This window comes from Anaerococcus sp. NML200537 (genome assembly GCF_026131715.1).
GTDB classification, from domain to species: Bacteria; Bacillota; Clostridia; order Tissierellales; family Peptoniphilaceae; genus Anaerococcus; species Anaerococcus kampingae.
The window spans coordinates 64,160-76,517 of the sequence record NZ_JAMXSL010000008.1; the positions used below are offsets into that span (position 1 = coordinate 64,160).

The 12,358-nt window shown below is 37.0% G+C and carries 8 protein-coding genes; 2 read left to right on the forward strand and 6 right to left on the reverse strand.

Features of this window, described 5'->3' with window-relative positions; all coding sequences use genetic code 11:
* Positions 1–24 precede the first annotated feature (24 nt).
* Positions 25–684, reverse strand: coding sequence for an HAD family hydrolase (locus NH288_RS03630; RefSeq protein ID WP_265213158.1), 660 nt, complete (start codon positions 682–684; stop codon positions 25–27).
* Positions 685–792: 108 nt separating this feature from the next.
* The gene (locus NH288_RS03635) at positions 793–1,629 is read right to left on the reverse strand and encodes a hypothetical protein (protein WP_265213160.1); all 837 of its coding nucleotides are present in this window, start codon (positions 1,627–1,629) and stop codon (positions 793–795) included.
* A 502-nt stretch (positions 1,630–2,131) separates the two neighbouring features.
* Between NH288_RS03635 and NH288_RS03640 the strand changes: the two genes are divergently transcribed.
* A complete protein-coding gene (locus NH288_RS03640; RefSeq protein ID WP_265213162.1) occupies positions 2,132–2,668 on the forward strand; it encodes a chromate transporter in 537 nt (178 codons plus the stop codon).
* Entirely contained in the window at positions 2,661–3,221 is a 561-nt protein-coding gene (locus tag NH288_RS03645; protein WP_265213163.1) for a chromate transporter, read from the forward strand. Before NH288_RS03640 ends, NH288_RS03645 begins: the two co-directional genes overlap by 8 nt.
* A 50-nt stretch (positions 3,222–3,271) precedes the next feature.
* On the opposite strand, the gene NH288_RS03650 is transcribed toward NH288_RS03645, so the two are convergent.
* The 4 genes from NH288_RS03650 to NH288_RS03670 form a co-directional block, all read right to left on the reverse strand.
* Positions 3,272–6,556: a glycoside hydrolase family 2 TIM barrel-domain containing protein gene (locus tag NH288_RS03650; RefSeq protein ID WP_265213164.1), complete on the reverse strand. Its 3,285-nt coding sequence runs from the start codon at positions 6,554–6,556 to the stop codon at positions 3,272–3,274.
* On the reverse strand, positions 6,546–8,660 hold the full coding sequence (locus tag NH288_RS03655; protein ID WP_265213165.1) for a GH92 family glycosyl hydrolase: 2,115 nt from the start codon (positions 8,658–8,660) through the stop codon (positions 6,546–6,548). The genes NH288_RS03650 and NH288_RS03655 overlap by 11 nt, the downstream gene beginning before the upstream one ends.
* Before the next feature lie 143 nt (positions 8,661–8,803).
* Positions 8,804–11,476 carry a cation-translocating P-type ATPase gene (locus NH288_RS03660; RefSeq protein WP_265213166.1) on the reverse strand — a complete coding sequence of 891 codons (2,673 nt, stop codon included), beginning with the start codon at positions 11,474–11,476 and terminating at the stop codon, positions 8,804–8,806.
* Positions 11,477–12,046: 570 nt separating this feature from the next.
* The coding region (locus tag NH288_RS03670; protein ID WP_265213169.1) for a hypothetical protein at positions 12,047–12,358 on the reverse strand (312 nt) is incomplete at its 5' end.

The window sequence follows — 12,358 nt, forward strand, 5'->3', positions numbered from 1 at the left end:
CTAAAAATAGTCGGTCTTTGTTACTTATTTTAGATTTTCTATATTTATTTCTACTATTGTATCCATTACTAGGTCGGCTTCTTTTTTTATATCTGCCCATTCGTTCTCATTCCATGGGAAGTCCTTAAGGCCTACTGTCTTTATTCCTTCCTTGCCTGCAGCCTTTATGGCATAAAGGGCGTCATCAAAGAGGATACAGTCGGATGCCTTGGCTCCATGTTTTTTAATAGAATAATGCCAATAGTCTGGGTCTGATTTTTTCATATCCAATAGGTCAGGTGTGGCGAAAAAGTCGAAATAATCAAAGATTCCTAGCCTTTTTAGGGCCATTTCTAAGTAAGGATAGGGAGTAGAAGATGCTACTGACATTGAAAATCCAGCATCCTTAAGTTTTTTGAGAATTTCTTTTGCTCCTTTTTTTGGCATAAGGGTATTTTTATAACCATCTGTAATTATGTCATCAAAGTGGTCCATGACTTCTTGGGCTGTCATATCTTTGGCTATTTCATCGGCTATATAGACGCACATAGCCTCAAAGGATAGGGCTTCGATTTTGCCTTTTTCTTCTTTTGATAAATCCTCGAGCCTAAAGCCATATTTGGAAAAAAGTTTATTTTGTGGCTCGATCCATATGTGCATTGAATCAAGTATTGTTCCATCTACGTCAAATATTAGTTTTTTCATTAAGGTCCTTTCTATTTTGTGGGTGATTTGCTGCTTATATATATTTTATAGGATTTTTATAATAAAGGCAATTAAAAACAGCCTAAACTTTCGATTAGACTGCAATTTTTAATATGGGATAGCTAGGGCATTCATTGTGCCGACAGCTAATTGTTCAAATGATCTGTGGTTATTTTCAAAGGCTGGTGAATATCTATTGATAAAGGACTTATAAGATGTGTAGCCCTTGTTTGCATAGCCTTCACGCATTAGTTTAAAAAGGACCTCGACCCCTGCTTCAACTGTTGGTGGGTTGATCCATTTAGATCTGCCAGCGTAAGCATAGCCATATTCAGAACCATAGCCGCCCTTGTAATAACGGATAGATCCGAAATTGTATTTTCCGCCTGCAGGATTTTTGCCGAAAGTTGTTTCCTTAGCGATTTGTCCCATGAATATTCCAACGTTGATGCCGTATTTTTGAGAATATTTCATGATTGTATCACCATGTCCCTTAAGAGCTGAATAGTGACCTCTCTTTTCTAGGAAACGGTCAATGTAGGCTCCGTCAATATGGTCAGGGTTTTCGGTACGGATATCAAAATTTGAAATAATACCTTGTCTGTAGCCTCTCCAAGCAACTCTGCCTGGTTCATCTTCATTACCTGTTGCATTCTTGCTTGTGCCAGTGATTTTTATCCTATCAGGGTGATCTTCTTCTTTTTTTTCTTCCTTTACATCAACTTCGTTTGCTTCCTTATAAAGGGTAGGTTTGATGATGGTTTGTTCTAAGTTTTCTTGGCCTTTTTCGCTAGATTCTTTAATTTCTTCTATGTCAAGGCTAGTTTGGTCATAATAAACTACTGTTTCTGCCTTTGTAGCTGTTACATCTTCTGCAGCAAAGGCTGGTTTTGTCAGGCTTGCAAAAAATATTGCTCCTGCTATTATGTATTTAAAATTCTTCATATTATCTCCTAATTTCTTAACGATAGTTTATATTCTATACCATATTTATGGAAATGTCAACAAAAGAATTACAAAATATTTACAAATAGTTTACAAATACTAATAAAGACCCTATATTTAGGAGTTAAATATTACAAAATAAATATTTATATAAATGATTTAACTTGAAAAGTATTGGAAATGTTATATAATCTTCTTAAGAGAAGCGACCTCTTTATCCACCAAAAAAGCTCCTTGATTAAATCAAGGAATAAGAATACTAGAATTCTCCATGAGAATTAAAGACAAAAAAGGCAGTAGTTCGTACCTACTGCCTTGTCTTTTACTTGTTTTCTTTCTTATCATCTAAATAATTTTCAATATATTTATAGATAAGGGAGACTAACAAGGGAAAAAATAAATTTTCCAAAAAGAATACTAGTATCTCCATGATTTTCACCTCCTTTTTTAGGAGATAGGAATACTATATTGCTTAACTATTAATTTTAAAGAGAGGATTATAATGAACATACTTTTAGACTTATATATAACTTTTTTTAAAATTGGCCTTTTTACCTTTGGTGGGGGCTATGCTATGCTGCCCTTGCTTGAAAAGGAATTGGTTGATAAGAAATCACGGGCCACTAGCGAGGAAATCCTTGATTATTATGCCATCGGCCAGTCGACACCTGGGATTATTGCTATAAACACATCCACTTTTTGTGGTTACAAGATGGCAGGCGACCTTGGAGGCCTTATGGCAAGTCTTGGTTTTATTAGCCCATCTGTCATTATAATTACACTTATAGCAGGTTTTCTTAAGAATTTTTCCCATATTGTCTGGATCCAGCATGCTTTTTCCGGCATCCGCATAGCTGTGTCTGCCCTTGTTTTGTATTCAGTAATAAATATGGTGAGGAAAAATGCCAATACTAGCATAAAATTTTTAATCTTTATCCTTACCTTTTTGGCTATTGGAGTCTTTGACTTATCTCCAATTCTTATTGTAGTAATCGTAGCAGGCCTTGGTATAGGACTTGGGAGGATGAAAAATGCTTAGACTAATGTGGGAATTTTTTAAGACAGGACTTTTTGCAGTAGGTGGGGGAATGGCGACAATTCCCTTCCTTCAAGACATGGGAGAGAAGTACGGATATTTTACAAGCGAAGAGCTTTTGGATATGATTGCAGTTTCAGAATCTACACCAGGGGCTATCGGTATAAATATGGCAACCTATGCCGGCAACAAGGCCTACGGTCCTCTTGGTGGAATTTTAGCAACCCTTTCCTTAATTGCAGGACCTATCATTATAATTTTAATAATTGCAAGGATGATGAGTAAATTCAAAAATTCAAAGCTAGTGGCAGATTCCTTTTCTACCCTAAGACCAGCTACAGCCGGCCTAATACTTGGTGCTATGGCATCAGTCCTTGTCATAACATTATTTGACCTAGACTTATTTAGGCAAAGCGGAAACATAATAGATATAATAAGACCCTTACCTGTTGTGCTTTTTGCTATATTTTTAGGAATCATGTTTAAATTCAAAAAACTCCATCCCCTATGGATCATAGGAGCTGGAGCCTTGTGCGGGGTAATCTTTGCCCTTTAAATAATTTTTAAAATCTCCATGACCAAGGGATCCCTGGTCATGGAGATTTTTTATAATTTTATCCTTAGTGACCTTAGGAGGATTTTATCGATATTTTTTAATCTTCCCTTTATTTTTATGAAGGTTGCGGAAAAGATTCCAAAATCATAGGTGGTTTTGCATGCTTCTTTTATAGTTTTTTCTGGTCTGATGACTTTAAAACTATCTTCATCCTCGCTTTCTCCGATTAGAAAGCTTATATCTTCTAAGGAATCAGTTGAAATTACTTCTATTTGGCCAAAGACCTGTTGGGTGTCAAAGGCGAAGAAGGCTTCGCTTTCGTTTTTTGCTTGCCTTAGGGCAAAGTCTTCTATATAGGCATCTAGTCTGTATTTTTCTACTAGCTTGTTGATTTTTACCTTTCCATGATAGGTTTTTCCACAAAGGTCAAGACTTGATTTAGTTAGGCAGGAGTCATTTTTTATAAAATCATCTTCATCAAAATTATCATATTCTATATCCTTGCCATGGTAGATAATTTTCCCCTCATCATCTATTAGAGGTAGAGATTTGGGAAGAATTGGTTCTTCTCCTTCAAAAATTCCCATCTCATAGGTCATAAGCTTTGCACCTTTTTTTATATTTTTAATATAGAGATTTATAGGAATATTTTCATCTAAACTCTGATAGCTTGCAAAATCGTCGTCTCTATTTATTTCAACTAGGTTCCAAACCTTGGAGTCACGGGTGAATTTTTCTGGATAAGTCTCCTTGTCAAATGTCATAAGGTACTTGTCATATTCTACGCTTTGGCCTTTTTTAAATTCTCCTCTTGATTCTATTTCTATTTGAGCTTCTTGTAAATTTGCCCCGTAAGCTTTGAATGTAATAGGGCCTGCATCTATTGCTTCTATTATGGCAAGGAGCCTTCCTCCGTAGGCTTTTTTGTGCTTGGTTTTAAAGGGCTCATGGTCTGTTGCTAGACCTGAGTCTAGGGCGAGAAGCCTTGCGTTTTTAGAGACTTCTACAAATATTTCATCCCTTGTATCTGTTTTTATTTGGCCATTTTTATCGACAAGGTCGATTGCTATATAATTTATTTTTTCATTGCCGTCTTTTAAATAAGGATAAAAGGATTTTAGTTTTATGAAAGTTTCATATCCTGGTGTCCATATTTTTGACCTTCCCACTGTATTTTCTATTATATTTCCGCCCTTGTCATAGGAGATTGCCTCGATTTTTCCCTTTTCATAAGGTAGGTACCAAGTCATGTAGAGGGCCTTGTGACCACTTTCTCCTTTTAGTTTTTTGTAGGTAAAACCTGCAGGAGTTTTTACTTCCTCCATATATTTTTTGCCGAGAGATTGTCTCTTGCCTTTGGAGTCTGTAAAGATTAGCTCTACAGCCCAGGCGTTGGTATAGACTGTAAGAGGTACATTTTCTGTAAAAGATCCAAGTTCTTTGTCATTCCAAGAAGGCAGAAGGTGGGTGGTTGTATCCTTATCATTCCACTGGGCCCTATAAAAATAATAGGAATCCTTGGCAAAGCCGGCTGTATCGACTATGCCAAAGAATGAAGACCTTGGGGCTTTTTCCCCATAAGGATATCCTCTTGCTATAGCATTATAGGGGGTGGGTTCTCCTAGGTAGTCAAAGCCTGTCCGAACAGCCTCTCCCATTATGAAATCACGATTTATGACATCATACCGAGCCTCTGATGCGAGATTTCCCCAGGCGACCTTTGAATCATCAAAGGATGTTAGCATAAAATCTTCCCTCAAATCTCCTCCCAGCCTATCGTAGCTGGCCCTGGAGTTGATGGATGAGGCTGATTCCGATTGCCAAAGGATCCAATTAGGGTAGTCCTTGTGTATTTGGTCATATTTTTTGTTATAACAATAATTCAGGCCCACAAGCCCCTTGCTTTTTGTGATTTCTTCTTCGATTTCAACTAGGATTGGGTCATAGCCATCTCTCAGGGAGTTGTCCCCGATTGTTAGATGTCTTTTTTGGTCAATCTCCCTTGCCCATCTTATTAGATTTTTGGCAATTCTTGGATATTCTTTTCTCTTACTTTGATTAGTCCCACACATAAGTTCATTGCCCAGAGAATATGCGATTATGGCTGGTGAATTGTAGTCTCTCCTTAGAGTTTCCTTTAGGTCATATTCAGCCCAGGTCATTTCTTCTTTAGAATTTAAAAGATGGCTTGTGCCTATTTTTTTATCAAAAAACCTCGAATAATCATTGTAGTCGTTGTTTTTATCCATTATCCAGCCATCAAAGATTTCTTCGATTAGGAGGATGCCGTATTTGTTGGCTATATCGATTAGCTTTGATGAGGCAGGATTGTGGGTGACTCTTATGGCATTTGCTCCCATATCCTTCATTATGAGGACCTGCCTTAAAATTGCCCTATAGTGGTCAGCTGCACCCAAGGCTCCTTGGTCGTGGTGGAGGCAGACTGCTTTAAGCTTAATTGCTTTGCCATTTAATTTAAGACCGCTTTGACTAGAAGCTGATAAATACCTAAAGCCATAGTCGTTTGTAACCCTATCTAGGACTTGTCCATTTTTTTCTATGGTAGATTGAATTTTATAAAGATGTGGGGAGTCTGGTTGCCAAAGTTTTGGGTATTTTATTTGAAAATTGCTTTCTATATTCAAATCGTCTGTAGGATTTATTGTAAAATCCTCTGACTCATAAGTTTTGATGACCTTATTATCGTAAATGAGTTTGTGGCTTATCCTTATTTTTTCTTGGTTTTTGCTTTTATTTTCTAGATTGGCCTTGATTTTTAAAGTGACATCAGCCTTATTTTCCTCAAGACCAATGTCATTTATTTTTATTTCTTTAAAGTAAATGTCATCTGTAAGGATTAGGTCCACATCTCTAAAGATACCAGAACCTGAATACCAGCGACTGGTAGGGATTGGATTATCAACCCTTATGGCCAAGATATTTTCCCTATCGTAATAGAGAAAATCAGTAAGGTCAATCATAAAGGGTGCATAGCCGTGATGGTGGCTGGCAAGAAATTTCCCATTTAGGTAAATGTCACAGTCGCAATAGATACCATCAAAGGCGATTAGGACTTGTTTTTTATTCCCTATATAAAATGACTTCCTATAAAGGCCGATGCCAGCTAATTTGTAGGCGGATTGGGCTTCACCTGCCCTTGAATAATTCCTATTAATCGAATAGTCGTGGGGGATATCTACGATCTCCCAGCTTGAATCATCAAAGTAAGGCTTGTAAAAGCCAGGAGCTTCTCCTAGGGCATGGCGCCAATTTTTATTTAATTTGTAAAGCCTCCTACTTGTGTCGATTTTTTCTGTAAAGTGTTTAGTTTTCATAAGCTTCCTCGCTTGGTAAGAGATTTAGTTTAAAGCTAATCTTCTTTGCTTTTATTAAGTCTTGGTGGCTTATTTCTTTGGATTTCACCAGTTTTCCGTCTATTTCACATCTTTCTAGGAAGTTTTTGTGGGGATAATTTTCCTTAGTTTCAATTTCTAAAATATTTCCATTAGATAGTTTGACCTTCATCTTATCAAAAAATCCTATTCCAATTTGATAAGTCCCAGATCCTGGACAAAGTGGGTAGAAGCCCATGGCTGAGAGGATGTACCAGGCTGCCATTGACCCATTGTCCTCATCTCCTGGGAAGCCATCAAAGCTATAGGAAAAATAATCCCTCATTAGGGTCTTGACTATAAGCTCTGTCTTATGATACTTTCCGATGAGATTATAAAGATAAGGCAAGTGGAAGGATGGTTGGTTGGAGATGGCGATTTGGCCTAGGTGGGCATCATGCATTTCAACCATCTCGTGGATGTCATAGCCGTAAGAGCCTACATGGTAGGTCGAATCAGCATTTGCTATTTCATCTAGTCTTTTTTCAAAAGCCTTTTTTGAGCCAAAAAGCTCTATAAGTCTTGGAAAATCGTGATAGGTGTTGTAGGAATTTTGGTAGGCAGAGCCTTCTGTATAAGGGGAGCCCCAGGCAAGGGGGTCAAAGTCTTTTATGAAATTGCCATCTTCATCCTTGGCCCTTAAAAATTTGCTTTCAGGATCAAAGAGCCTTTCCCAGCTTCTAGAATATTTGTAATACTTATCTGCTAGGTCACTTTTTCCGCAAAGTTCAGCTACCCTTCCTATAGAATAATCTGCAAGAGAATTATCAAGGCTCTGATTTACAGATTCATGAAAGCTTGCAGGAACATATCCATATTTCCTGTAGGTTTTGGCCTTATAACGACCGTATCTGTCATCATCTGATTCTTTTTCTGCAGTATCAATCATGGCCTTTAGGAAATCTTCTTTCATATGACTTCCTATGCCCTTTGTTAGGCAATCTGCAATCACATTATCAACTAAAGTCCCTGGCATGAGGCCTCTTTCATCTGGTGATAGCCACTTTGGCAAAAATCCTGTATCCCTATAGAAATTTAAAATTCCTTCAAGAATTTCCTCCAAATCATCTATGGCAACTAGACTTAGGAGGGGGAAGAGGGTCTTTTGCCCATCCCAAAAGCCGATATTTGTATAAAATTTGCCAGCTTTTACAGATTTTGACTTGGTGTCATAATAGATTGGATTTGATTTTTCGTCTTTCTCATAAAATTTCATTGGAAAGAGAAAGGCCCTGTAAACTACGTGGTAGAAAAATTTCACCTGGTCTATTTTTCTGTAAGGGGTAAATTTTAAGAATCCATCCTTATAACCTTCGTGGACTAGGCTAAATTTATCAAAATACTTATCCCATGTCTTTTTTGATTTTTTTAGGAATTCTTCTAGTTTTTTTGGAGATCTCTTGTAATTTAATTTAGCTTGGCCTGCTGAAATAAAGGAAGTTGCAAAAATTATTGAAAACCTATCTCTACTTGGCTTTACATAGTAGACATCTCCTTCTTTTTTAAAGTCAAAATCTACATCGAGTCCAATCTTTATATACATTTTTAAATTTTCATCTTCACAACCTGCATAGTTTATGACATAGCCTTCTATAAAATCTGAAGACTTATCGAGTGTAAGGCCATCTGCAAAGATTTTAAATGAAGAAACCCTATCAAAATTAATTATTCCGGAAGAAGTATCCATAGATGCTCTAAGCCTTGAACCATTTTTGTAAGAAATTTCTAGAAAATTTGGTCTAAAGATAGACTTGTCCTTGTCATAAATATTTTCCTCATTATCAAATATAGGAGAGATTTGAAAATGCGAAAAATCACCCATCCATGGGCTTGGTTGATGGGTTAGACGAAGGGCAATCAAGTTTTCATCTTCAGGATGAAAGAAAAAGCTGGGATCATCCCTAGTCATTGGCGTCAAATAATTATTGCCATGGGGGATGCCACAAAGGGGGAGGGTATTGCCGTTTGAAAATTCCCTTGTTGATGCGCTTCCTATTCTGGTATCCGTATATCTTATGTCTTTTAAAATTTCATCGATAATTTTCATGAATCTGCCTTTCAAATATTTATGTCAATTCCTTAGATGTTTATAATAATTCTAACAAGAAAAGGTTTCCTTGTAAAGAAAAAATCAATTTTAGAAATAAAAATACCAGCCTGGCTCAAGCCTGACTGGTATAAAAATTTATCTTATTTTTTTCTTATGATTTTTCCTATTTCACCTAAAACTAGTGGGATTAGGGATAGGATTAAGACTGGGATCCATTCCCATGTGAAGGATACTATCTCAAAGAGTTCTGTTAAGACTGGTACATACATTACTACTAATAGTAGTGAGAATGATAAGAGTACTGCCTTAATTAGGTTAGGGTTTGTTGCAAAGCCTAATTCTTTGAGGGTGTATTTGGTACTTCTTACTGAGAAGGCCCTTAATAACTCTGATGTGATTAGGGTTGCAAATGCCATTGTGTGAGCACCTTCTATAGAATCTGGGAAGATCCATTTTAGTCCTACTATATAGGCAGCTAGAACTGCTATTGTTATATAGATGGATTGCATTATAAGGTTAGTTTTTACTTCACCTGAGATGATTGACTCTCTTGGATCTCTTGGTGGCTCTTCCATAAGGCCTGGTTCTGCTGGTTCAACACCTAGAGCTAGGGCTGGGAAGGCATCTGTGACTAAGTTTAGCCATAGAAGTTGGATAGGGGTAAGTGGGCTTGGAAGGCCTAGAAGTATTGATATAAACACTATTAGGACTTCGGCAATGTTACATGATAAGAGGAAGGATACAAACTTTTTGATATTTGCGAAGATTACTCTTCCTTCTTCTACTGCATTTACAATTGTTGCGAAGTTATCATCTACTAGGATCATGTCTGAAGCATCTTTAGCTACGTCTGTTCCTGTTATACCCATTGATATACCAATATCGGCATTCTTTATGGCTGGAGCATCGTTTACTCCGTCCCCTGTCATGGCTACAACATTGTCATTGGCTTCTAGGGCCTTGACAAGTTGGACCTTATTTTCTGGAGAAACTCTGGCGAAAATCCTCTTTGTTTTGACGATTTCCATAATCTCCTCGTGGGTTTTATCGTTTAATTCAGATCCTTGCATAGCTTGATCACGGCTGTCAGCTATGCCAAGGTCTTTGGCTATAGCAAGGGCTGTTTCAAAGTAATCGCCTGTAATCATGATTACATCAATTCCTGATGCGTGACATTCTGCGACTGCTGCTCTTGCTTCTGGTCTTGGTGGGTCAATCATACCTGTTAGACCAACAAATACCATATCACGTTCGATATTTTCTGTTGTAAGGTCTGTATCAAGACTTTCTAGAGGCTTGAAGGCATAGGCCATTACCCTTAGGGCTTGGCTAGCTAGGTTGTTATTTTCATCAGCAAGCTCTTTTCTCTTTTCATCAGAAAATTCGATTAAATTACCATCAATTAGGATATTTGATGAATTTTTCATGATGATATCTGGAGCACCCTTGGTCATGGCATAGTATTTGCCGTCAAGTTCGTGGAAAGTTGTCATCATTTTTCTAGTAGAATCGAAAGGTATTTCTTGGATTCTAGGGTGTTTTTCGTTTAGATCTTCTTGGTTGATGTTCCATTTTTCGGCAAAGGTAAGCATTGCACCTTCGGTTGGATCACCTGTAATCTTGTATTCTTCGCCATCACGAATTAGGTTGGCATCATTACATAGAGATGCGATGGTCATTAGAAGCTTGATTTGGTCATCACTTTCTACGACTTTTTTGTTTTCATCTCTGATGTCACCTTCTGGCTTATAACCAGAACCTTCCACCTCGTATTCTTTGTCATTGGTATAGATTTTGGTGATAGTCATTTCGTTTTGGGTAAGGGTACCAGTTTTATCAGAACAGATAACTGTGGTTGAGCCGAGAGTTTCTACTGAAAGTAGGTTTTTAACAATGGCTTTTCTTTCTGCCATCCTATTCATGCCGATTGATAAAACTATAGTAACAACTGCTGTCAAGCCTTCTGGAATAGCTGCAACTGCAAGAGATACTGCTATCATGAAGTTTTCAAGTAAGTCTGCTCCACCTCTTAGGTAGCCTACTGCAAATACAGCTATACATACCACTATAACAAGGATAGCAAGGACCTTTGAAAGTTTTTTAAGTTGGTTTTGAAGAGGGGTATCCTTATCTTCAACCTCATCCAGACTTGTTGCAATCTTACCAATTTCTGTATTTGATCCTGTGCCTGTAATAAGGCCGATACCGTGTCCATAAGTAACTATAGATGATGAGTGAGCGTAGTTTTCCCTATCGCCAATACCTACATCTTCATTAGTTGTAAAAGATGCATCCTTTTCAACAGCTACTGATTCACCTGTTAGAGAAGATTCATCTATCTTAAGGTTAGATGTCTCAATAAGTCTCATATCAGCGGGTATTATATCACCTGTTTCAAGGACGACTATATCTCCAGGGACAAGGTCCTCAGCCTTAACATGGCCTCTTTTGCCATCACGAATAACAGTTGCCTCAGGCGAACTCATCTTTTGTAGGGCTGCTACAGAATCCTCAGCCTTACCCTCTTGGATAATTGACATAATTGCGTTGATTACAACGATTGCAATGATAATCGCACACTCGATGGCATCACCTGTGAAAGCTGAAACAATAGCTGCTGCTATAAGTAATAAAACCATAGGATCAGCGATTTGTTCAAAAATTTTCTTCCAAATAGACTTCTTATTAGACGACTCAATCATATTTGGGCCGTACTTTTCAAGTCTAGCAGAAGCTTCAGATGAAGTTAAGCCACGTTTGGGATCAGTGCCGTGTTTTTTAACTACTTCATTAATACTGCCTTTGTAGTCCATAATTCCTCCTAAATAATATTGCAAAGGTATAAAAAAAGCGGAGCTTGTGGCAATTTGAAATTCAAATATACCAGCTCCGTCTTGCCACCACAAGGGTTTATTTAACCGGGATAATCCGTGTCTTGACGATTAAATAATTGGGCTACTCCCTTTTGCTAATAACATTATATATTAAAAGCAAGTAAAAATCAATCATTATCCTTAAGATTAAACTTTTTTCTTAAAATAAATTTGCTAAGGGCAAATAAAAGCAAAAAGTAAAAGATAAGTGAGATTATTAGAATTATAGAAAGAATATTTCTATCAATTTCTAAATAGATTAAAATAGGAATTATGATTCCATAAAAAATCCCACCGAGGCAAATAGCCAAAATCCCAGCAAACTTATTACCAAATCGCCATGTGTCCTTAGAATAACAAGCTTCCCACACATGAAAACCCACAGTCATATCAGGAAACTTGCTATGGAAAAATATAAAAAATATACCAATATAAATTGAAAAAATTAGCAACATCAAATCGCCAACAATAACTGGACCCAAAAAATCACTCCTTTTTATCCTTGATAAATTAAATTAGCTTAGGGAGCATCTCCCTAAGAACTTCTTTTATTAGTATACTACTTATTTGGGTTTTATTATCCAAGATAATATTATTATAAAGTATTTTTCTTCGTAATGTCATCTCATAATAAATTATTGTCATCAAGCTGATGACTTCGCCAAAGGGGGAGAGCCAAGGGAACGTTCCGCATGTGTAGGACTCCCCAAAAGTTGTAGCTAGAAAAGAGGCTGCAATGAAAAAATATAGTTTAGAATTAAAGAAAAAAGTAATAAAAGAATACGAAGAAGGCGAAATAAGTTTAAATAAATTAGCAAGAAA

What these genes read in the sequence shown, in the direction of transcription:
- NH288_RS03640 (WP_265213162.1), top strand. Translation starts at nt 2,132, where the DNA reads ATGAACATACTTTTAGACTTATATATAACTTTTTTTAAAATTGGCCTT.
- NH288_RS03630 (WP_265213158.1), bottom strand. Translation starts at nt 684, where the DNA reads ATGAAAAAACTAATATTTGACGTAGATGGAACAATACTTGATTCAATG.
- NH288_RS03655 (WP_265213165.1), bottom strand. Translation starts at nt 8,660, where the DNA reads ATGAAAATTATCGATGAAATTTTAAAAGACATAAGATATACGGATACC.
- NH288_RS03650 (WP_265213164.1), bottom strand. Translation starts at nt 6,556, where the DNA reads ATGAAAACTAAACACTTTACAGAAAAAATCGACACAAGTAGGAGGCTT.
- NH288_RS03635 (WP_265213160.1), bottom strand. Translation starts at nt 1,629, where the DNA reads ATGAAGAATTTTAAATACATAATAGCAGGAGCAATATTTTTTGCAAGC.
- NH288_RS03660 (WP_265213166.1), bottom strand. Translation starts at nt 11,476, where the DNA reads ATGGACTACAAAGGCAGTATTAATGAAGTAGTTAAAAAACACGGCACT.
- NH288_RS03645 (WP_265213163.1), top strand. Translation starts at nt 2,661, where the DNA reads ATGCTTAGACTAATGTGGGAATTTTTTAAGACAGGACTTTTTGCAGTA.